The sequence below is a fragment of the Microbaculum mangrovi genome (assembly GCF_051390635.1).
In the GTDB taxonomy this organism is placed as follows: Bacteria; Pseudomonadota; Alphaproteobacteria; order Rhizobiales; family Tepidamorphaceae; genus Microbaculum.
In genome coordinates this window covers 282,918-304,217 of record NZ_JBPODT010000003.1, presented here as the reverse complement: position 1 = coordinate 304,217, position 21,300 = coordinate 282,918, and the positions used below count along the sequence as shown (strand labels likewise).

Here is a 21,300-nt window from a genome sequence, read left to right as displayed (position 1 = left end):
ACTAACAGCCCTTCAGTTTGGGCTGCCTATTCTTGCGCCAACTCCTCCGCAAACTTGTCGACGATCGCCCGGCATTCGGGAGTGATGTCGGCGGATTTCTCCTGCAGACAGGTCATGATGCGGCCCCCGCCGAACTCGGTATTCGGGCATTGCTTCTCAATATCGGGCGCGCAGGTCGCCATCGCATCGCGAATGGTCGCGAAGACATGATCCATGATGTCGCCGATGTCGGAGATGGTATTGGCGCAAGTCTCGTCGAGATGATCTTCATGCGCGTACAGGCACGAGATAAGCCGACCGTTGCCCGGCGTGACCGCTGAGCAATACTCTTCGATTTGCGCTTCGCAGTCCTCCAGAACGCCCTGTGTCCGGCCGGGCTGGGGCAGCACGAAAAGCGCGAATGTCAGGGCAAGGACAAATAGCCAAGTGCCGTTTCTGGGATTGGTCATCTACGTTCTCCGGCCATGTTTATGGATTGACGACGACATATACGGTGACGCCGTCCTGCACGGTCGGGGCGTAGTAGACGCCGCCGCAATTGTAGTAGGCGCGGTACGGGGAGCAGCCGGCGATCGAGTTTCGATAGGCGACGCGGCGTGTAGTACGACGCGCTGTCCGCCGGGACACGCCGGCAACGCTGACCGGCGTCAGCGGATGACCGACTTTTGCTTGTGCTTTCTGCACGCCGACAGGTGATTGCGGGGTCGGTTCGAGCAACAGGGCTGCCGTTATGGCGACGGCCCAGGTCAAGCAGCGTTTCAGTCTCATTTTCGATACCTCCCGAATGGACTCGACAGATGAAGTGACCCTGAAATGGTGTCTTCTTCTTTTCCTCGTGACCGGAAGACCGGCACCAAAGAGCGCCGGTCTTCCAACTTCATCATTTCGTGCCGATCGGCATAACCACTTGATACCAGGGATCAAAAGTGTCCAGGAGCCCGACGAACTCTTCGAATTTCTTTGGCTCGCCGTCGAGCTTGATCTTGCCGCTGGTAACGCCTTGCTCGACTTTCAACTTTCCACCGATGATCTCGTTCAAGGTTGCCCGATCAAGGGTGAGGCTGGCATCAGCTTCGTCGGCTTGCTGATCCTTGTGGTACTGGAGGACGCCGTACTCGACCACCAGCAGGTATTTCTCCTTGGTGTCCGGCAAGTCGAGGTTAAGCTTGATGGTCTTGCCCTCAGCCCTGGGACCGTCGAGACGAATCGACAGGTAGTCGAAGAACATCTCGATCGGCATGGCGGAGACCGTGTCGGGGCTGGCGAAGACTGCGACCGCCATGGGTTTGACGCCTTCGCGCAGGTCCTTGGCGGCGCTCATGTACCAGCCGCGCCAGGTGCCCGCCTCGGACTGGTAGCCGAGCTGCTCGCTGGCATCCGCCATGAGGTTGCGGGCCTCCATGTTAGACGGGTCGGCATAGACCACCTGCATCAGCACCTGCATCACCCAGCGGTAATCGCCCTTGTCGAAGTCCGCCTTGGCCTTCTCGACGATCGCGTCGGCGCCGCCCATGTAGTCGACGTACTTCTTGGCGGCATCGACCCGTGGCAGCGGATGCAGGGTGGCGGGGTTGCCGTTGTACCAGCCGAACTGCTTGTCGATGGCTGCCTTCACGTTGTGGTTGGTGGTGCCGTAGTAGCCGCGCAGTCCCCATTCGGACTGTAGCGCCTCGGGCAGCTTGATCATCTCGGCGGCCTCGACCATGTCGTAGCCCGAGTTCGCAAGACGGATCGACTGGTCGTTGATGTACTTGTAGGCGGCGGATTGTCTGGTCAGGTGCTCGCTGATCCGCTCCTTGCCCCAGATCGGCCAGTGGTGCGGCGCATACAGAACCTCGGCTTCGCCTCCCCAACGGTCGTTGGCCTCCCTCAGGTACTTGGCCCAGTTATAGGCGCTGCGGACCTTGGCGCCGCGCAGGCTGTAGACGTTGTGCTGGGTGTGGACCGCGTCCTCGGCAGTGGACAAAGCCTTCATCGAGGGGATGTAGAAGAACATTTCCGCCGGCGCCTCGGTGTCCGGGGCGAGCATGAACTCGAATTCCAGACCACCGATGGTCTCCTTCTGAACGGGTTCCGTTATTACGTTGGTCGGCACGGCAAAGGTGATGGTTCCCCTGGAGTTGATCAGGCCCAGACCGCTGGTCACACTGCCGGTAGGGCCGGGCTCCACCAACTGGCTGTACTGGTAGCCGCTGAGGCGCGACTGGCGGTTGCCGCCGATCACGTTTTCGTTGAGCGCCGCCTCGGTGAAACCCTCGGGCGCGTAGATCTTGACCTTGCCGGAATCGATCTCCTCTTGGCTCACCACACCTTTGACGCCGCCGTAGTGGTCGATATGCGAATGGGAGAAGATCACCGCCACGACCGATTTGTCGCCGCGATGCTTGCGGTAGAGGTCCAGGCCCGCCTTGGCGACCTCGGCGGAAACCAGCGGATCCATCACGATCACGCCGCCCGGGGCTTCGATGAAAGTGATATTGGAGATGTCGAGGCCGCGTACCTGGTAGATGCCTTCCGTTACCTCGAACAGGCCCGTGTAGTGCTCCATGATCTGGGCTTGGCGCCAGAGGCTGGGATTGACCGTATCCGGCGCCGGCTTGTCACCCTTAAGAAAATCGAACTTGGGCAGATCCCAGACGATATCGCCCTTGGCATTCTTGACCACGCCGTTGTTCTCCAGCGGGGCAATGAAACCACGCGCGGAGTCCTCAAAGGCCTGCTTGTTGTTAAACGGCAATTCCTTGAGCACCGCCGCGTTAGCCGCCTTGGTCGCTTCACTGGCAGGTTTCGCCGCGTCCTGCGCCATGACCGGCTGGCCGAAACCGATGGCCAGGATTGTGGCAGGGACTAGTAGCTTCATTTTCATTACATATTCCTCCGTGAACAACGGGAGCATCAATTTGGAATTGATCTACCGACTACTGATTCTGTTAACCGTGGACGTCGTATTCAGAGCATGGCGGATGGCCGACTTTTCGCTCTCGTTTCCGTCGATGAGGATCATGCCGTCGGCCAGCGCGCGGTCGACCGACAGCCTGCCGGCGAGCAGGTCCGCCACGACCGGCTCGCCGGTCAGTACAACCGCCTCTCCTGGGGCCGGGCCGTTGGTATGGATTTCGATGCTGATCTCGCCGTCGGAATCGGAGATCCGGGTCCACAAGCGACTCTCCACGTAGCCGAGAGAGAAGCTCGACGGCAGTTCGGAGGCCGCCGGGGACGCGGCGAGGGCCTTCTTGAACCGCTGCAGGCGCGGCGTCGTTTCGAGGAAGAGGGCGGCAGGCGTGCGCGGCGCCTCCAGGGCTGCGGCATCGATGACACCGCTGTCCGCGGCTTTGCGCAACGCCACAGCCACCGGGAAGGAGCCCGGGTACATGCTTTCAAGCTGCGCATCGAGGGGAGCATGAAAGCCACAACCGATCGCTGCCGGCGCGGTGAAAGGTATGACCCATACCAATGCGACAGCGACAGCGGCGGCGCGATTCAAGACACCATTAAGGAAACTCATCGAGTCCTCCCGAAACTGGCGCCTGCGGGCGCCCTTTGGGTCTCGTCAGTCGGCCTGAACTCCTGCGCCGAGGCCACGCCAGCCGACAGAGCAGACCCTTGCCACTCACTAGGCGTATGTTACGGACTTGGGTTAGGCGGCATAATTGGACCGAGGGCCTACATTGATACGGCGGCGTTCTAAAATCTGGTGTTTCCTGTTTGGACCAATCCTGACAACGCTACTTGCCTATTCAGTCGCCGGAGTTCACGCCGATACGTCCCCGCGCCGGTTTCTTGTCATCTTTGAGCATCACAGTTCGCTCATTGCGAATATTGAGATTGCGAAGGGGATCGAGGAAAGGCTAGCCGAAGCGCTGCCGACGGAACGCGAGATCTACAGCGTCTATCTCGACAGCGCGCGGTTTCCCGGAAATCCGCAGTCGGCGCCTTTCCTGCGCCTGCTGGAAGACAATTTCTCGGGCATGACCTTCGACGCCGTTCTGGCCGTCGGGCCCAAGGCCCTGTCCTTCGCGCTAGATAACCGGGATCACCTGGCGCCGGGCGCCCCGATCCTGTTCACCGGAATCGCCGGGGACAAGATCAATTACGCGGATCTGCCGCCCGACGTGGGCGGCGTCTACAGGGCCTACGACATGGCCCAGATTGTGGAATTCGCGATGAAACTGCAGCCAGAGGCACGCCAGATCGTCGTGATGTCCGGCACTGCGAACTTCGACCGCGATCTCGCCGAGCGGGCACGAAACGCACTCGGGACCCGGTTTGCCGGCCTCCTGGTGTCCCATATCTCGGACCTGCCGCTTGCCGGCTACGTGGACGCGGCGCGCGACTACGATAGCGATACCATCCTGCTCATCCTGACAATCCTCCAGGACGCCACCGGCCGGGCAATGCTTCCGAGGGACGCCGCATGGGCAATCGCCGCGGCCTCCGGCGCGCCCACCTACGGGTTTCATAGCACCTTTCTACAAGCCGGCGTCACAGGCGGCCATGTCACGACCTTCCCCGACATCGGCAGGATTCTGGCCGACGAGGCGCTTGCCGCAATAGAGGACGGGGGCCGTACCAGGCTGCCGATTGCCAAGGCGCCGGCCACCAATGTGGTCAACTGGCCGCAACTCGCCCGCTTTGATATCAACACGGACCTTGTCCCGGCGGACACGGTGCGCCTGTTCTACACAACGCCCGCATGGCAGCGATACCGGCGCGAGATTGCCCTTGCCGTGACGGTGTTGCTGCTCCAGTCGATCACGATCGCCGCCCTCGTCGTTCAGATGCGACGGCGGAAGCGAGCAGCGCAGGAGCTGGAAGCAGGTCGGCTTGCGCTCGCCCATGCGGCGCGAAGCTCGCAGCTCGGCCAGCTTTCCGGCGCCATTGCCCACGAACTCAACCAGCCGCTGACCGCGATCCTGGCAAACGCCGAGGCGGGCTCGCGTTTGCTCAGTTCGGAAATCCCTGACCTCGCCGAGATCTCGGAAATCCTCTCCGATATTGCCGACGACGATCGGCGAGCGGCCAGCATAATCGTCCAGCTCAGGCGCTTAATGAAGGAAGGCGAGGTGGAGTTGGAGCGGATCGACCTGAACGAGGTCGTCTCCGAGACGCTCAATTTGTTGCACAGCGAGTTGGTCGCACGGCGTACGGATGTCGAATTCCGGCGCGGCAAGGGGCCCGTCCCGATCTTGGGCAACTTTACGCAACTTCAGCAGGTTGTCCTCAACCTATTACTCAACGCGGCGGACTCGATGAAGGAACTGCCGCCTGCGCAACGCCATGTCCTCTTCGAGACCCGCGTAATCTCCGACGGTACGCGTCAGTTGGTGGTGTCCGACCGAGGGCCGGGCCTTACGAAAGAAGTGGCGGTCGACGCCTTCAAGCCGTTCGTGACGTCAAGGCCCGATGGCCTCGGACTCGGACTGTCGATTTGTCGGTCAATCGCGACGGCCCATGGCGGCACGCTCGTGTTTGAAGACGATGTGGAGTCCGGTGCACGCATCATCCTGGCCCTGCCCGAACCGTGAGGGACACCATGTCCGAAACGCCGCCGACGGTGTATATCGTGGACGATGACCCGGCAATCCGGAAAAGCCTTTTCCGGCTGCTCTCCTCGGCAGGATACTGTTGTATTTGCCACGAAAGTGCCGAAGCTTTTCTTGATGAGTACAAACCGGGCGAACCGGGATGCGTACTGATTGATCTAGATCTTCCGGGCATTGACGGCTTTGGGGTCCAAGAATCCCTGTCATCTATGGAGATTGGCCCGCCAGCCATTTTTCTAACAGGTACAGGCGACATTCCGGCGAGCGTACGCGCGATGAAGGCCGGCGCCGTCGACTTCCTGACCAAGCCGGTAGATGCTTCGACCCTCCTATCAGCGGTCGAGGAAGCTCTGGCGTTTGATGATGCGACTCGTACGGCCATCTCGACATCTGACGATCTCCGGGTTCGCCTCGAAACGCTAACGCCGCGTGAGCGACAGGTGCTCGACCGGGTTGTGCTCGGACGGCAGAACAAGCAAATCGCGGCGGAACTCGGCACCGCGGTAAAGACAATCAAGGTTCACCGTGCCCGTATGATGCGGAAAATGCAGATGCCGTCTCTGGCGGAACTTGTCCGCGCGATGGTTGAACTCGATGCCGAAAGCAGGAGTGGCTGAGCCGCGTATAGGCACACGGGCCAATTTCCATCCGCCCGCGGCAGGCCTAAGCTTTCAGAATGATCTGTGATCGAAATCTGATCGCTGTCGTTGATGACGACAAAGGTGTGCAACGCGCGCTCAGCCGGCTGGTTCGTGCGCTCGGATACGACTCGGTTACTTATGGGTCGGGCGAAGCTTTACTTGCTGCCGTCCACACCCGGGCTCTGGCATGCGTTATCCTGGACCACCACTTGCCCGGTCAGACTGGACTGGAAACTCTGAGGAAGCTTGCACGGTCGACGCCACCGATCCCGGTCGCCGTAATTACTGGACTGGACGAGCCAGGACTTCGCGAGTGCTGTCTCGCGGCCGGTGCTGTGGCCTACATTCTGAAACCTGCATCACAGTTCGACATAGAAGCCGCGATCAAGAAAGCGACTTTCCGCTAACGTTGAATTTCCTCGGGATGTCGATGTGATACAGTATTGCTACTCCGACTTATTATTGTCCCCTTTTGCTAATCAACCACTTGACGGAGACGGGTTTGCGTACGCCTAGCGCTTCGCGTTTTTTAAACCGACCACGTTGCCCGATGCCGTGCCATCCCCCAGCGCGGTCGCGATCGTGGCACCGATCGTGTCGGTGGCCCGCTTTAGCGGATCGTTGTCGAGATGGGCATAGCGCTGAGTGGTCGACACCTGGGTATGTCCGAGAAGTTTACCGATGACCGGCAATCCCAGTCCAGAACCGGCACCGACGGAGGCGTATGTGTGGCGCAGGTCGTGGAGACGCACGCCATCGAGCCCGGCGCGTCGCTGGATCGCGGCCCATGGGCGTTTTAGATCGGAACGCGGCTTGTCGGCCCTATCCCCCGCAATCACGTAGTCTCCGACGCGCGGCAATTCCGAGAGTATCTGGACGGCAGGTGCGCTCAGAACAATCGCCTTGCGCCCACTCTTGCTGTCGGGGAGCAGCAACAGACCGCGCTCCATGTCGACCCATTCCCACCGAAGATGCAGGATCTCTCTCAGGCGGGCGCCAGTAAACAGCAGCAAGCGGAAGGCTGCAGCGACATGCGGTGAGATTACGACGCGCCGGTTCCCGGGCTTGGAAGCGTGCTTCGCGGTCGGCTTTGACTCGTCGACCGTCCACTCAATGCCGACGCTCTCCGCTTCTCTGATCGCGGCACCCAGCCGTTCGAGCTCCTCGACCGACAAGAAGCGCTCTCTTCGATCCTCCTTGAACTTCTCGACCTTGTTTGCGGGATTATAGTTGTCCGGGATCAGACCTCTCTTGCCCGCCCAGCTGTACATCGACCCAACCACTGCGATCGTGCGATTGGCGAGATACGGCCGGTCGCGCAGATCATGATGCAGCTTGGCGATATTCGCCTTGGTAACGTCGACCGCTTTTCGCTTCCCGACCACCGGGCGGACGTAGGCATTGAGAACATGCCGGTACAGCTCGGCCGTCTTCGGCTTGCGCTTGGGCTCCACGTGATCGGACAGGAACTGGTCAATCAGATCTGAAACCGTTGCCGCGTCGCGTGCCTTGGCCCGCTCTCCCAGGGGATCGGAACCGAGCCTCACCGAAGCTAGAATGTCCCGCGCGGCGTTGCGTGCCTCGTCTGCGGTCAATGTCGCGACCGACCCGATCGTCATTCGCTTTTTGGCAACGCCTCGCCCGACACCCGGTCGATACTCGACCACCCAGGACTTCACGCCGCTTGGCAGGATCCGGACTCCGAAGCCTTTCAGGTCGACGTCATAGGTAATGTACGGCTTGTCGTCGGGCTGGAGGCCGTCCACAACGCGCTTCGTCAGACGTGCAGTCGGCATGGTTTCACTCTCCTGATTTCCGCCGTGTCGCCACCATGTCGCCACTGAAACGGCAATCGCCGGGAAGCGACAGAAATCAGACTAGTCTTTTTTCTCTTTATTACAAATAATTAGAGATAAATAAGAACCGCCAGGCATCGAGAAAAAACCTATTCCTTTTGATTGTGGATCAGGAGGTCCCCCGTTCGAGCCGGGGCAGCTGTACCACTTCCCTCCGAAGACTTAGCAAAGATCGGGATTGTGCCGTCGGCGCGCCGTCGCCGGCGGAATAGCCGTTTGCGTAAGCCGCAGTCGACGATGCCGCCGTGCCGCGCACTCCCATTGATCGGCGGCAGGCCCCGGGTGCGGACGACAAACCCGATGCCTGTTTCATGCCGGCGCGACGAAGACCGGGCCGGCACGACAAAGACTGGCGCATCGCGGCTTCAGCCTGATCGACGTGCAGTCGCCCCCGGCACGGCCAATAGATTCCCCAGCAAACCGCGACATTGAGCTTCGCACTTCTACGCGCTATACAATATTCTCGTGTATACGCACGAAACACAACAATCGGTCCGGAAATCGAAACACAAACTTCACCCTTCGAAAACTGAAAAATACGGACAGGCAACCATACCGGCGAATAGCTGGAGACGAGATTCGGGGGAACTCTCTTGGCTTCGGGCAAACAGGTCCATTGACTGACCTCGTCCACGCGATCATGTGCGGCGGCGCCGGGGCACGGCTGTGGCCCTGGTCGCGGTCGTCCTGTCCCAAGCCGTTCCTGACGCTTGCCGGCGACCGCTCGCTGCTGCAATCGACCGTAGACCGGCTCGACGGATTTTCGATGCCGATCGAGACGATCGTCCTCGGCAATAGGGATGACCGATTCGCGATCGCGGAGCACCTGCGCACGACCTCGGGCGCCGCCGAGATCGTCCTCGAGCCGGAGATCCGCGATACCGCGCCGGCGGCGCTGGTGGCGGCGTTGCGGGCGCAGGCCCGGCTTTCCCCCGGCGGGCTCGTTCTGCTGGCCCCCGCCGACCACGTCATTGCCGACACGGCCGCGTTCCACGCCGCGATCGCCCGCGCGATGCCGGCGGCCAGGGCCGGATATCTCGTGACATTTGGCATCGGCCCGACGCACCCGGCGCCCCGCTATGGCTATATCGAGCGCGGAGATTCGCCGGCCGGCGCCGACAATGTCTTTCGCGCACGTAGCTTCCACGAGAAGCCCGACGAAGCGACCGCGGAAACCTTCGTCGCGTCGGGAAATTTCCTCTGGAACGCCGGGATATTCCTGTTCGATCCGGCCGCGCTTCTAGACCAGGCCGAGACGCTGCATCCCGGGATGGTGGCGGCATGCCGGGCATCCTGCGACAAGGCCAGCGAGGACAGCGATTTCCTGCATCTCGATCGCGAAGCCTATGCGCGGCTCGAGGCGATTTCCTTCGACCACGCGTTCGCGGAGCGGCTCGGAGACAAGGTCGCCGTCGTCCCCGTATCGATGGGATGGTCCGATATCGGCTCATGGACCGCGCTCTACGAGGCCCGCAGCAACCAGGCAGAAGGCGGAAACGTGATCGAAGGTCCGGTGGACCTCGTCGATTGCGTCGGTTCCCTCGCCTTCAGCGACGGTCCCGCCCTCGTGGCGCAAGGCCTCAGGGACATGGTGGTGGCCGCCAGCCACGGCGCCGTCTTCGTGGCGCCGCGCGCGGAGGCGGACAAGGTCAAGGATATCGTCGCCACGCGCGCCGGCGCCGGCGCCAGCGCCGGCAAGAGCGACATCGCCCCCCATGACCGGGTCATCAGGCACTGGGGCTGGTACCGGGTCATCGGCCGCGGCGACGGGTTCCAGGTCAAGGAAATCGTCGTCAAGCCGGGCGAGCGGCTGTCGCTGCAAACGCACCGGCACCGGGTGGAGCATTGGATCGTCGCTCGCGGCACAGTCCGCGCCGCCCTTGACGGCGCATGCAAGATACTGCCGGCGAATACCTGCATCCATATCCCGGCGGGCTCACGCCATCGCCTCGAGAATCCAGGAGAGGAGCCCGTGCACATCATCGAAGTGCAGACAGGCGACTATCTGGAGGAAGACGATATCGTTCGCTACGAGGACACCGACTGACCGGATCGACATCGCCGACCGTGCGTTGCGGGCGCTCCTGCCAACTGAACATGCCACGAACCGTCCGAACGCTGTCATCTTAGGCGATCGGCGCCTTCTCCGTCGAAGGCCTGAGATCGCTGGAATCCAGAGAGATCAGGGCGGTCCGGCCGGCTCTTCATGCAGCCCGGTGATGCTGTTGACGACCTGCGCCACCTCGGGATCGTCGAGCGGTGGGCTGCAGCGCATCCGGTTCCAGGCGAGCATGAGTTCCAGCGCCACATCCGGATCGACGCCGTGCCAGAGCAGATGGCCGGTCAGCGACGCGATCGTCGCGTTGCGCTCGCCTTCGTTCACGCCCTCGCGCACGAGCCGGCGCCAGTCGGCGACCGAGCGGCCGACGCGCGCGCCGGTCAGGGCGCCGTAGAGCCAGCGTGGCAACGGCGCCGGCGAGATCTCGTCGGGCGAATGGCCCTTGCGCCAGACATACGGGTTGCCGGAGGGGTGGATCGACGGCGGGGCGACGATATAGCCGCCGTCGCCACGCAGATCGATGCCCGGTTCAAGGCCCGCGCGGTTTCGAAGCCGCATCCCCGGATGCGCGAAATACAGGTGGCGCCCGCCGCCGCCGCTGATCGCCTCGACCGTCGCCGGCATCGGCCCGTGGCGGCGCTCGAGGCGTTCCAGCGAATCGCCGCCGCCATGCTTCGGATCGACGTCGATCACGATCAGGTTCGATATCTCGCCGGTGACGATACCGACATTGGCGTCCGGCCAGCGGCGATACCAGCCCGCGACCTGCTCCCTGGTGGGCGGCGTCGTCTGCAGGGCTTCCCATTTGACCAGCGGCCGCTTCTCGCGCGGCCGGACCGGCAGGACCGACCAGCCGCGCGCACGATAGCGTTCGGCAGCCTGGAAGGCGGGCGTCGGTTTGGGATCGTCCGGTTTCGCCATGGTGTCGCTCACTCTGGCCGATCGATGCTATCGCCAGTTCGCCCCACAAGGATAGGCTCGCGCGCGGGGCCCCGAGGTCGCAGGTACACGGTTTCATCGGGCGGATCACCGCGCTCGCGGCGGGATACGGGCGGGCGCTCCTCGATCTCGCGCAACAGCTTGCGCCGGAATGCCTCGGCGAAATCGTCGTAGTCGCGGGCGACCATGACAAAGGCGTGCGCACCGACGATCACCTCGTCGCGGTAGTAGTCGTCGAGATCGGGTACATCGTTGAGGATCGCAAGGCCGTTGACCGTGATGCCGCGGCCGAGCGCCATGCCGCGCGCATCGGCGAGAAGCAGCACGTTCTCCCGCGGCGGCGTCTCGATCCCGTCCCCGGAAACGTCGACGACCCGGCGAACGCCAGAGATGCCGTTGCGCTCCATCAGGCGCATCGCCTCGGCGATTCCGGAGCCGAGGCCGGTGCCGCCGCTGATGAGGCGCGGAAAGGCCTCGATGTGGCGCGCGAACGTCTCCGCATCGGACGGCCCCTCGATGACGTGCCAGTCTCCGGCGTGTTTCGGCAGGCTCGCATCCGCCCAGACGATCGCGGCAATGGCGATGCGTCCGATCGGTCCCGACGCGATCGCGTCGAGCACGTCCCGGTCGCGGATGGCGCTGGCGACACCGCCGACCTGCAGCGAGAACTCGCCGGGATCGACGCTGGCCGACGCATCGATCGCAAGCACCAGTTCCAGATCGACCCTGGTTTCGGCGCGTGCCGGCGGGCCGGGCACGAGGCTTGCCCCCAGAACGACCGCCGCCACGGCAATGAGTCCGGTCCGCATGGCCAGAACAGTGACACGACCGGGCACCACCTGGCCACTCCGCGCCACAGAGGGCTTGACCGGAGGCCCGGCTTGGGCTCGGCTCCGTTGCGACAGAACCGAGCCGGACATCGCCATGACATCCAGCAAGAACCACCTGGACCCCGAAACGCTCGCGGCCCAGGCGCTCGGGCGCATCGACCGGGAGACCGGCGCGGTCGTCCCGCCGCTGCACAGCGCCTCGACATTCGCCCGCGACACGGACTACGCGCTGATCGGCCCGCACATCTACAGCCGGGACAGCGCCCCGACGCTCGCCCACGCCGAGGACATCGTTGCGACGCTCGAAGGCGGCGCCGGGGCCCGGGTATTCGGTTCGGGCCTTGCTGCCTTCGCCGCCCTGACCGAGACACTTGCGCCAGGCGCCCACGTGGTGGCGCCGCGAGTCATGTACTACGCCGCGCAGGCCTGGCTCAGGCGCCTGGTGGAACGCGGACGCCTCTCGCTCGACCTCTACGACCAGACCGATCCGCAAACGCTCAAGGCGCTGGTCAGGCCGGGACAGACCGAACTCGTCTGGGTGGAGACGCCGGCCAACCCGACCTGGGACGTGATGGATATCGCCTTCGCCGCGGAGGCGGCGCATTCGGCCGGCGCCATCCTCGGCGTCGACTCCACCTGCGCACCGCCGCCGACGACCCAGGCCATTTCGCTCGGCGCCGATATCGTCATGCATTCGGCGACGAAGTACCTGAACGGCCATTCCGACCTGACCGCCGGCGTGCTGGTGACGGCCAAGGACGACGCGCGCTGGGCCGATATCCATGCCGTCCGCAACCTGACCGGCGGGGTGCTGGGCGGCTTCGAGGCCTGGCTCCTGATCCGCGGCATGCGCACGCTGTTCGTCCGCTTCGCCCGCCAGTCGGAGACCGCGCTGGCGATCGCGCGGCATTTCGAGGGGCACCCGCGCGTGGCGGGCGTGCTCTATCCCGGCCTCGACAGCCATCCCGGCCATGCGATCGCGGCGAGACAGATGACCGGCGGCTTCGGCGGCATGCTGTCGATCCTGGTCGACGGCGACATCGATACGGCCAGGGCCGTCGCGACGCGAACCGGGGTTTTCGTGCCGGCCACGTCGCTGGGCGGGGTGGAAAGCCTGATCGAGCACCGCCGTTCAGTCGAAAGTCCGGAAAGCACCGTAGCCGATACCCTGTTGCGGCTCTCCGTCGGCTTGGAATCGGCGACCGACCTGATCGCCGATCTGGAGCAGGCGCTAAAAGGCTGAACGCACCGGTTTGGTGTACAGGCCGCTTCCGGCTACCATCACGCGATGAGCCGTCCGGACCTGCACGAGATAGCCGAAAAACTGCGCGGCGAACTCGCCGAGCTGGAAAGCCTGAGCGAGACGAGCGCGGGTTCGCGCGGCACCGTCTTGCTCGACCAGCAGAGCGTCGGCCGGCTCTCCCGGATGGACGCCATGCAGGGACAGGCCATGGCGAAGGCGGCGGAGCAGCGCCGGCGGGGGCGCATCTTGATGATCAAGGCCGCCCTGCAGCGCATCGCGGACGACGCGTACGGGGACTGCGAGGAGTGCGGCGAGCCTATCCCGGCCGGCCGGCTCGCCATCGACCCGACCGTGACGACCTGCGTCGGCTGCGCCTCGGCGCGCTGAGCACGCGGGCTTGCCGAACCGCGAACAGCCTGTCATCCAGAGCCTGCGTCCAACCACTCGTCGCCAAGGAACGTCCGATGTCGATCGTCACCAAAGTGGAAGAGCTCGAAGCCATCTACGGCCAGCCCAGCGAAGCCTCGATGGTCAAGGAGGTCGACCGGGTCACGCCGCACTACGCCGCCTATATCGCGGCGTCGCCGTTCATGGCGCTGGCGACGAGCGGCCCGGAAGGGCTCGACTGCTCGCCGCGCGGCGACAAGGCGGGCTTCGTGCGCATTCACGACGAAAAGACACTGATGATGCCGGACCGGCGCGGCAACAACCGGGTGGATTCGCTGCGCAACATCATCCGCGATCCCCGCGTCGGGCTGTTGTTCCTGATCCCGGGGTCGGGCAGCACCCTGCGGGTCAACGGCACCGCCGCCATCTCCACCGATGCGGATCTGCTGGCCTCGTTCGAAATGGACGGCAAGGCACCGCGCACGGTGATCGTGATCACCGTCGAGGCGGTGTACTTCCAGTGCTCTCGGGCGATCGTGCGATCGGACCTGTGGAACCCCGAAAACCACGTCGACCCGAAAAGCCTGCCGAGCGTGGGCACCGTTCTCGCCAGCCTGAGCAGGAACCGGATCGACGGGGACGCCTACGACAAGGACTGGCCGGCGCGGGCCAAGGCCTCTCTGTGGTGATCCGCCGCTAGGCGCGGGTCTCAGATCGCCAGGTATTCCTGGCGCAGGTCGGCATTGTCGAGCACCTCCTGGGCGCCGCCGTCGAAGACGATCTGGCCCATGTCGAGGATCACCGCGCGATCGGCGAGATGCAGCGCGGCGATGGCGTTCTGCTCGACGATCACCGTCGTCAGGCCGAGCGCCTTGATCTGTTCCACGATCTTCTCGATCTCCTGCACGATCACCGGCGCGAGCCCCTCGTAGGGCTCGTCCAGCAGCAGCAGCTTCACCTCGCGGGCGAGCGCCCGGGCGACGGCCAGCATCTGCTGCTCGCCGCCGGACAGCGTGACGCCCTCCTGCTTGCGGCGTTCGGCAAGACGGGGGAAATGCTCGTAGAGCCGATCGATCGACCAGCCCACCGGCTCGGCTATCTGGGCGAGCTGCAGGTTCTCCTCGACCGAGAGGCCAGGAATGATGCGCCGGTCCTCCGGCACCAGGCCGACGCCGGCCCGGGCGGCCTGGAAGGCCGACATCCGGTGGACCGCCTGACCGTCGAGCCAGATCTCGCCCTGCTTCAGCGCCGGGTTGTCGGCGCGGGCGATGGTGCGCAGCGTCGAGGTCTTGCCGGCGCCGTTGCGGCCGAGCAGCGCGACGATCTCGCCCTTGCGGACATGAAATCCGACACCCTGCACGATGTAGCTTTCGCCGTAGTAGGAATGCAGATCGGTGCAGGAGAAGAAGGCGGGCGTGTCGGCGCCGGCTTCGGGTGTCTCGGTCTTTGCGTCGGTCACTGTCATCACGCTCATCACGTTCACAGGTGCGCTCCCCCGAGATAGGCTTCCTGAACCCTGGGGTCCCCCTTGATATCATCCGGGAGCCCCTCGGCAATAACCGTTCCCTGCGCGAGCACGGTGATCTTGTGGGCGAGCGAGAAGACCACGTGCATGTCGTGCTCGATGACGATTTTGGTGATGCCGCGCTCGCCGATCTTCTTGAGAAGGTCGATGGTGTTGTTGGTGTCGGCGCGCGACATGCCGGCGGTCGGCTCGTCGAGCAGCAACAGCTGCGGGTCCTGAACCAGACACATCGCAAGCTCCAGCCGGCGCTTGTCACCGCGCGACAGGCTGCCCGCGATCATGTCCTTCTTGTCGACGAGCCCGACGTCATCGAGGACGTGCAGGGCCCGGTCGCGAACCTCACCCTCGGAGCCAACACTGGCCCAGGCGTTGATCCTGAAGGCGCCGTCCCGGTGGGCGAAGGCGGGGATCATGACGTTCTCGAGCAACGACAGTTCCTCGAAGATCTCGGGCGTCTGGAACACCCGCGACACGCCGATCTGGTTGATCTCGAACGGCTTGATCCCGAGCAGCGACTTGCCGTTGAACATCACCGTTCCGGTATCCGGCACGAGGCGGCCGACGAAACAGTTCAGAAGCGTCGACTTGCCGGCGCCGTTCGGCCCGATGATGGCGTGGACGGAACCTTCCTCGACATCGAGGGTGACGTTGTTCAGCGCCTGGAGGCCGCCGAAGCGCTTGTTGACGTCGGTGACTTGCAGAATGCCCATGACCACCCCCTATTCCGCCGGCGCGGGAACGGCGCCCGCCTTGGAGGTCTCGGCGCCGCCGCCGCCGTTGCGGCTGAACAGCGCCCCCAACCGCCGTATCCCCTCCATGATGCCGCCGGGCAGGAAGATGACGATCAGCATGAACAGGACACCGAGCGTCAGGTGCCAGCCCTCGCCGACGAACAGGGAGGTGACCGACACGAGGAAGGTCTCCAGTCCGTCCGGCAGGAACGAGAAGAAGGCGTGCAGGGTATTGTCGTTGAAGGCGGAGAAGATGTTCTCGAAATATTTGATCAGCGCAGCGCCGAGGAAGGGGCCGAGCAGCGTGCCGGCGCCGCCGAGGATCGTCATCAGCACCACCTCGCCCGACGCGGTCCACTGCATGCGCTCCGCACCGGCCAGCGGGTCGGTGACGGCGAGCAACGCGCCGGCGAGCCCCGCGTACATGCCCGAGATGATGAAGGCGGCGAGCGTGTAGGGCCGCGTGTTGAGGCCGGTGTAGTTCATCCGGTTCTGGTTCGACTTGACCGCCTTCAGCATCATGCCGAAGGGCGAGCGGAAGATCCGCACGGAGATGAAGAAGGCGACGATCAGGATGATCGCGCAAAAGTAGAAGCCCTGGTATCCGGTCAGTTCGATGCCGAAGACGTCGGCGAGCAGCACGCCCTGCGGCTCGGCGCGCCCGAACAGCCGGTCGAACAGGCGCGGATCGCTGTTGAGCACGCGCAGGCCGGTCTCGCCGTTGGTGATCGGGGTGAGCACCGAATAGGCGAGGTTGTAGGACATCTGCGCGAAGGCGAGCGTCAGGATCGAGAAGTAGATGCCCGCCCGGCGCAGGCTGACATAGCCGATCGCCAGCGCGAACAGGCCGGCGAAAACGATGCTCATCAGCACGGCGGGAATGGCGTTCATGCCAAGCAGCTTGAACGTCCAGACCGCGGTGTAGGAGCCGACGCCGAGAAAGGCCGCGTGACCGAAGGAGAGATAGCCGGTCAGTCCGAACAGGATGTTGAAGCCGATGGCGAAGATGCCGTAGATCGCGAATTTCTGCAGGAGGTCGGGATAGCCCGCCCCGATCGGCGTCAGCCAGATCGGCATGGTCAGGACGGCCGCGGCGAACCCCAGCACCAGTCCCGTGTCCCGCATGGTCGAAGCCTTGTCGTTCATTGGTCTTCGGGCTCCGTTCTCAGGTTTCCATCACGCCCTTGCGGCCCATCAGACCGCGCGGACGCACCAGCAGCACGATCACCGCCACCAGGTAGATGATGATCTGGTCGATGCCGGGGAATATCGCCTTGACCTCGTTCATCGAGGCGAAGGACTGGAGGATGCCGAGCAGGAAGCCGGCGGCGACGGCGCCGCTGAGCGAGCCCATGCCGCCTACGACGACCACGACGAAGGACAGGACGAGGAAGTCCATGCCCATGTGGTAGTCGGGCGAGAGGATCGGCGTGTACATGACGCCGGCCAACCCGGCGACGATGGCGGCCAGCGCGAACATGACGGTGAAGCGGCGGTCGATGTCGATGCCGAGCAGGCCGACGGTATCACGGTCGGCCATGCCGGCGCGGACGACCATTCCGAAGGTCGTGTACTGCAGGAAGGCGAAGACACCGCCGATCACGGCGAGGGAAAAGAACAGGTAGACCATGCGCCACCAGGGATAGACGACGGCGCCCGGATCGAGCCCGATCATGGCGCCGAAGTCGATCATGCCGCGCAGCGCCTCGGGCGCGGGCTGCGGGATCGGATTGGCGCCGAACCACTGCTTGATGATCTCCTGGAGGACGATCGCGAGGCCAAAGGTGACGAGGATCTGCTCGGCGTGCGGCCGCTTGTAGAAGAAACGGACGAGGCCGCGTTCCATCACCAGCCCGACGACGAGCATGACGGGAATGGCGAGCAGGATGGAGACGGGAACCGAGAAATCGATCAGCGTCGCGCCGAAATCGCCGAACCAGGTCTCGATATACGGCGTCCGGACTTCCAGCGGCGTGCCCCAGGCCGTGGTCTGGCTGGGGTCCAGCGTCACCCTTTCCAGCGTGAACAGCTTGTGGACGGTCACGGCGCAGAAGGCGCCGAGCATGAACAGCGCGCCGTGGGCGAAATTGACCACCCCGAGCGTACCGAAGATCAACGTCAGGCCAAGGGCGATCAGCGCGTAGGCGCCGCCCTTGTCGAGCCCGTTGAGTATCTGAAGCAGAATTGCATCCATTGCCCGCACCCGTCCCCGCCGATATCGCGTGGATCTACCAACCGCGTGTCGCCGACCGGATCAGGCCCTAGGGCCAAGACCCGGCCGGCAGCGCCTCATGGCGTGAGGCTAGATCAGGCGCCCGCGTTGCAGGCGCCAAGTTCGCCGCCGAAGATCGCCGGGTCGTACGTGACCTGCTCGGTCGGCACTTCCTCGACGACTTCCAGCAGGTCGAACTGCGAGGTCGGGTTTTCCTTGCCCCTCACGACCAGCACCTTCTTGAAGCACTGGTGGTCGGCGGCACGATAAAGCGTCGGACCGTTGCCCGTGCCATCGAACTCGAAGCCTTCCAGGGCCTTGCCGATGCCGCAGGGATTGAAGGTGCCGGCACGCTCGGCGGCGTCCGCGTAGAGCAGCGTCTGGACGTAGCAGGTGTGCGCGGCCTGGGACGGCGGGAAGCCGTATTCCTGGCCGAACGACTTGACGAAGGCCTTGGAGCCCTCGTCCTCCAGCGACCAGTGCCAGTTCGTCGTGCCGTAGATGCCCTTCACGTTCTCGCCGGCGCCCTGCGCCATCAGACGCGAGTAGAGCGGAACGACGATGGCGAAGTCCTTGCCGTTGACCTTCTTGTCGCGCAGGCCGAACTGGACCGCCTGGGTCAGCGAGTTGACCATGTCGCGGCCGTAGTGGTTCAGGATCAGCACGTCGGCGCCGGAGTTCAGCACCGGCGTGATGTACTGCGAGAAGTCACCCGCGCCGAGCGGCGTGCGGACCGCCTCGACGGTCGTCCAGCCGAGCTTCTCGGTCGAGTTCTTGATCGACTCCTCCTGGGTCCAGCCCCAGGTGTAGTCGGCGGTCAGGTGATAGGCCTTGCGATCGGCCCCATAGGCCTTCTCCAGAACCGGGGCGAGCGCGGCGCCGGACATGTAGGCGTTGAAGAAGTGGCGGAAGCCGTTGGCCCGCTTGTCCTTGCCGGTGGTGTCGTTGGAGTGCGTCAGACCGGCCATGAAGATGACGCCGGCCTCCTGGCAGAGCGACTGCACGGCAATGGCGACGCCCGACGACGACCCGCCGGTAATCATGATGGCGCCGTCCTTCTCGATCATGCGCTTGGCCGACGCGCGCGCGGCGTCGGACTTGGTCTGCGTATCGCCGGTGACGAACGCGACCTTCTTGCCGAGCACGCCGCTGCCCTTCAGCGCCAGCGGCTTCATCGTGTTCAGCATGCCGCCGTCGCCCTCACCGTTGAGGTGCTTGACGGCGAGCTGGTAGGCGCGCAGCTCGTCGGCGCCCTCGTCGGCATAGGCACCGGTCTGCGGGACGTTGAAGCCGAGGGTTACGGTGCCGCCGGTCGGCTCGTTCAGGTAGGCGGCGCGGGACGCGCTCGTAAAGATTGTCGGTAGGGCAAGGCCGGCACCGACGGCGGCGGTGCTCTTCAGGAGCGTGCGCCGATTGATGTTCTTAAGACCGCTCATATGGGGTCCTCCCTAAAGATGGTTTTTTCGATCCGCATTCACGGTGAGTGTTCTCACTCGCACATGACGCTGGCGCATTATTGAAAAAAATACAATAAGCCATTGATCTAACATGAGTATTATGTAAAATCTTGGGACTTCGCTTTCGCAAAAAAGTAAAAATTTTACATCGCAGCGCAGCAAGATCCGGTATTTCCGAGTGTTTCCAACGCGGAAGCCGACCGGAGCGGGACGGACGAGCATGGCGACGACCATCGTGGGGCTGAAGATCCGGGAAACGCGGCGCGCGCTCGGCCTGTCGCAATCCGAGCTCGCCCGGCGGATGGGCATTTCGCCGGCCTATCTGAACCTGATCGAATTCTCGAAGCGGCGGATCGGCGGCCCGCTGCTGGAGAAGGCCGCCGACTGCCTGAACCTGTCGACCTCCGATCTCGACGGCGCGTCCGAGCTGCGCCTCGTCAACGAGCTGCGGGAAATCGCCGCGGACCCGGCGTTGCAACCGGCGGGACCGAGCGCGGAGACCGTCGAGGCATTCATCGGTCGGTTTCCCGAATGGGCGGGGACCGTGGCGCAGATCTACCGTAGCGACCGCTCGAACCGGGAACTGGCGACCGCGCTGTCGGACCGGCTCACGCACGACCCCTATCTCGGCGATATCGTCCACCAGATGCTGACGCACATCTCGGCAGTCCGTTCGACCGCGGAGATCCTCGACGAGATCGCCGATATTTCACCGGACCGGCGCGCCCGCTTCCACCGCGCGCTCGCGGTCGAAAGCCACCGGCTCACCGACGTCGCCCAGGCGCTCGCCGGCTATTTCGACAAGGCGCACGAGACCGGACGATCGGTCACCCCGGTGGAGGAGATCGAGACGGTCCTGCTCGGCCGGGAGAACCGCTTCGCCGAGATCGAAGCGGCGGCGGTGGACGCGCGGGCCGCGATCGTGCGTGACGGCATTCTGCGCGACACCGAGATGATCGACGCGCTGGAGCGGCTCGGCTACACGATCGTCCGCGACGACGACCCGGGAACCGGCGCGGACAGCGCGCGGACCTTGAGGCTGCCGCTCGGCGCGGCGCCGGCAACGGTAACGGAGCGCCTCGCGGCGGCGGTCGTCGAGGAGCGCCTGTCGGAGCCGATCGAGGCGGTGCTGGCGGCGCAGCCGGTCGGCACGGGCGCGGTCGCGCGGCAGCATATGGCGGCGATCCTGAAGACCTACGCGATCGATGCGCTTCTGCTCCCGGCGGGGACGTTTCGCGATTCCGCCGAGCGCGTGCGCTACGACATCGAGGCGCTGGGACGGACCTGGGGCACCGGGTTCGATCGCATCTGCCGCCGGCTGACCGCGACGACCGGACAGGACGGCGGGCCGCGCTTCGCCTATCTGGCGTGCAACGCCGCGGGCCACACGATCGATCGCCGGCCCGTCATCGACCTGGCGTTTCCGCGCCATGGCGCGGCATGCCCGCTGTGGGCGATCTACCGGTCCTTCGCTAAGCCAGGCGTCGTTACCCGGCAGGTGGCCGCCTTTCCAGACGGCAAGAAGGCGCTGTTCGTGGCGCGGTCGCGCAGAAGCGGCCCGGTCGGGTTCGACCAGCCCGACATCCACGTCGCCGACATGATCGCGATCGGCGCCGAGCAGGCCGGCGCGACCGTCTATGGCGACGGCCTCGACCTCGGCGCACGCGGCAAGGCCGAGCCGGTTGGCACCAACTGCCGCATCTGCACGCGGAGCGGATGCGAACACCGGACCGACGACCCGCTGGTCGGGCGCCTGCAGGACTGACCGTCCCGCCCCCGAAACACGCGCCCCCTCATACGAATTGCCTGCTCGCGTCCGGCAGGTCGGGCGTCGTAGTCTCGCCCCACGAACGAAAACAAGCGCAGCGAACGTGTCG

Annotated in this window: 20 protein-coding genes; 8 read left to right on the top strand and 12 right to left on the bottom strand. The window is 64.3% G+C overall.

Annotation, left to right across the window (positions count from 1 at the left end; translation table 11 throughout):
• Nucleotides 1–26: 26 nt before the first annotated feature.
• The 4 genes from ACSF9G_RS14200 to ACSF9G_RS14185 all read right to left on the bottom strand — a co-directional run bounded on the left by ACSF9G_RS14200 (nucleotide 27) and on the right by ACSF9G_RS14185 (nucleotide 3,505).
• The gene (locus ACSF9G_RS14200) at nucleotides 27–449 is read right to left on the bottom strand and encodes a cysteine rich repeat-containing protein (protein ID WP_436642711.1); all 423 of its coding nucleotides are present in this window, start codon (nucleotides 447–449) and stop codon (nucleotides 27–29) included.
• 19 nt (nucleotides 450–468) lie between these two features.
• Entirely contained in the window at nucleotides 469–768 is a 300-nt protein-coding gene (locus tag ACSF9G_RS14195) for a hypothetical protein (protein ID WP_436642709.1), read from the bottom strand.
• A gap of 112 nt (nucleotides 769–880) precedes the next feature.
• On the bottom strand, nucleotides 881–2,866 hold the full coding sequence (locus ACSF9G_RS14190) for an alkyl/aryl-sulfatase (protein WP_436642707.1): 1,986 nt from the start codon (nucleotides 2,864–2,866) through the stop codon (nucleotides 881–883).
• A gap of 45 nt (nucleotides 2,867–2,911) precedes the next feature.
• Nucleotides 2,912–3,505, bottom strand: a complete 594-nt coding sequence (locus tag ACSF9G_RS14185) for a hypothetical protein (protein ID WP_436642704.1) — start codon at nucleotides 3,503–3,505, stop codon at nucleotides 2,912–2,914.
• Nucleotides 3,506–3,668: 163 nt separating this feature from the next.
• Between ACSF9G_RS14185 and ACSF9G_RS14180 the strand changes: the two genes are divergently transcribed.
• Genes ACSF9G_RS14180 through ACSF9G_RS14170 form a run of 3 tightly spaced genes read left to right on the top strand, consistent with a single transcriptional unit; the run spans nucleotide 3,669 to nucleotide 6,591 of the window.
• On the top strand, nucleotides 3,669–5,525 hold the full coding sequence (locus tag ACSF9G_RS14180; RefSeq protein WP_436642702.1) for an ATP-binding protein: 1,857 nt from the start codon (nucleotides 3,669–3,671) through the stop codon (nucleotides 5,523–5,525).
• An 8-nt stretch (nucleotides 5,526–5,533) separates the two neighbouring features.
• Nucleotides 5,534–6,160 carry a response regulator transcription factor gene (locus ACSF9G_RS14175; RefSeq protein WP_436642700.1) on the top strand — a complete coding sequence of 209 codons (627 nt, stop codon included), beginning with the start codon at nucleotides 5,534–5,536 and terminating at the stop codon, nucleotides 6,158–6,160.
• Between the two features lie 59 nt (nucleotides 6,161–6,219).
• Nucleotides 6,220–6,591 carry a response regulator transcription factor gene (locus ACSF9G_RS14170; protein ID WP_436642698.1) on the top strand — a complete coding sequence of 124 codons (372 nt, stop codon included), beginning with the start codon at nucleotides 6,220–6,222 and terminating at the stop codon, nucleotides 6,589–6,591.
• A 105-nt stretch (nucleotides 6,592–6,696) separates the two neighbouring features.
• Here the strand turns inward: ACSF9G_RS14170 and ACSF9G_RS14165 are convergent, their stop codons facing one another.
• The gene (locus ACSF9G_RS14165; RefSeq protein WP_436642696.1) at nucleotides 6,697–7,980 is read right to left on the bottom strand and encodes a site-specific integrase; all 1,284 of its coding nucleotides are present in this window, start codon (nucleotides 7,978–7,980) and stop codon (nucleotides 6,697–6,699) included.
• A 676-nt stretch (nucleotides 7,981–8,656) separates the two neighbouring features.
• On the opposite strand from ACSF9G_RS14165, the gene ACSF9G_RS14160 reads away from it, so the two are divergent.
• Nucleotides 8,657–10,087, top strand: coding sequence for a mannose-1-phosphate guanylyltransferase/mannose-6-phosphate isomerase (locus ACSF9G_RS14160; RefSeq protein ID WP_436642694.1), 1,431 nt, complete (start codon nucleotides 8,657–8,659; stop codon nucleotides 10,085–10,087).
• A 135-nt stretch (nucleotides 10,088–10,222) separates the two neighbouring features.
• Here ACSF9G_RS14160 and ACSF9G_RS14155 read toward each other — a convergent pair whose 3' ends face one another.
• Both ACSF9G_RS14155 and ACSF9G_RS14150 read right to left on the bottom strand, forming a co-directional pair.
• Nucleotides 10,223–11,032 (bottom strand): bifunctional DNA primase/polymerase, encoded by an 810-nt coding sequence (locus ACSF9G_RS14155; protein WP_436642692.1) that lies wholly within the window; start codon nucleotides 11,030–11,032, stop codon nucleotides 10,223–10,225.
• Nucleotides 11,029–11,874: a DUF1194 domain-containing protein gene (locus tag ACSF9G_RS14150; protein WP_436642690.1), complete on the bottom strand. Its 846-nt coding sequence runs from the start codon at nucleotides 11,872–11,874 to the stop codon at nucleotides 11,029–11,031. The genes ACSF9G_RS14155 and ACSF9G_RS14150 overlap by 4 nt, the downstream gene beginning before the upstream one ends.
• A gap of 88 nt (nucleotides 11,875–11,962) precedes the next feature.
• Here ACSF9G_RS14150 and ACSF9G_RS14145 point away from each other — a divergent pair, with 88 nt between their 5' ends.
• The 3 genes from ACSF9G_RS14145 (at nucleotide 11,963) to ACSF9G_RS14135 (ending at nucleotide 14,187) form a co-directional block, all read left to right on the top strand.
• Nucleotides 11,963–13,111 carry a trans-sulfuration enzyme family protein gene (locus ACSF9G_RS14145; RefSeq protein WP_436642688.1) on the top strand — a complete coding sequence of 383 codons (1,149 nt, stop codon included), beginning with the start codon at nucleotides 11,963–11,965 and terminating at the stop codon, nucleotides 13,109–13,111.
• Between the two features lie 45 nt (nucleotides 13,112–13,156).
• Nucleotides 13,157–13,498 carry a TraR/DksA family transcriptional regulator gene (locus ACSF9G_RS14140; RefSeq protein ID WP_436642686.1) on the top strand — a complete coding sequence of 114 codons (342 nt, stop codon included), beginning with the start codon at nucleotides 13,157–13,159 and terminating at the stop codon, nucleotides 13,496–13,498.
• 77 nt (nucleotides 13,499–13,575) lie between these two features.
• Complete coding sequence (locus tag ACSF9G_RS14135; protein ID WP_436642684.1) at nucleotides 13,576–14,187, top strand: pyridoxamine 5'-phosphate oxidase family protein; 612 nt, start codon at nucleotides 13,576–13,578, stop codon at nucleotides 14,185–14,187.
• A gap of 20 nt (nucleotides 14,188–14,207) precedes the next feature.
• Here the strand turns inward: ACSF9G_RS14135 and ACSF9G_RS14130 are convergent, their stop codons facing one another.
• The 5 genes from ACSF9G_RS14130 to ACSF9G_RS14110 form a co-directional block, all read right to left on the bottom strand.
• A complete protein-coding gene (locus ACSF9G_RS14130; RefSeq protein WP_436643260.1) occupies nucleotides 14,208–14,972 on the bottom strand; it encodes an ABC transporter ATP-binding protein in 765 nt (254 codons plus the stop codon).
• A gap of 5 nt (nucleotides 14,973–14,977) precedes the next feature.
• Complete coding sequence (locus ACSF9G_RS14125; protein ID WP_436642682.1) at nucleotides 14,978–15,733, bottom strand: ABC transporter ATP-binding protein; 756 nt, start codon at nucleotides 15,731–15,733, stop codon at nucleotides 14,978–14,980.
• A gap of 9 nt (nucleotides 15,734–15,742) precedes the next feature.
• Entirely contained in the window at nucleotides 15,743–16,900 is a 1,158-nt protein-coding gene (locus tag ACSF9G_RS14120) for a branched-chain amino acid ABC transporter permease (RefSeq protein ID WP_436642680.1), read from the bottom strand.
• Between the two features lie 19 nt (nucleotides 16,901–16,919).
• Nucleotides 16,920–17,948 (bottom strand): branched-chain amino acid ABC transporter permease, encoded by a 1,029-nt coding sequence (locus tag ACSF9G_RS14115; protein WP_436642678.1) that lies wholly within the window; start codon nucleotides 17,946–17,948, stop codon nucleotides 16,920–16,922.
• 113 nt (nucleotides 17,949–18,061) lie between these two features.
• Nucleotides 18,062–19,402, bottom strand: coding sequence for an ABC transporter substrate-binding protein (locus ACSF9G_RS14110; RefSeq protein ID WP_436642676.1), 1,341 nt, complete (start codon nucleotides 19,400–19,402; stop codon nucleotides 18,062–18,064).
• A 241-nt stretch (nucleotides 19,403–19,643) separates the two neighbouring features.
• On the opposite strand from ACSF9G_RS14110, the gene ACSF9G_RS14105 reads away from it, so the two are divergent.
• The gene (locus ACSF9G_RS14105) at nucleotides 19,644–21,188 is read left to right on the top strand and encodes a helix-turn-helix domain-containing protein (RefSeq protein ID WP_436642674.1); all 1,545 of its coding nucleotides are present in this window, start codon (nucleotides 19,644–19,646) and stop codon (nucleotides 21,186–21,188) included.
• Nucleotides 21,189–21,300 lie beyond the last annotated feature (112 nt).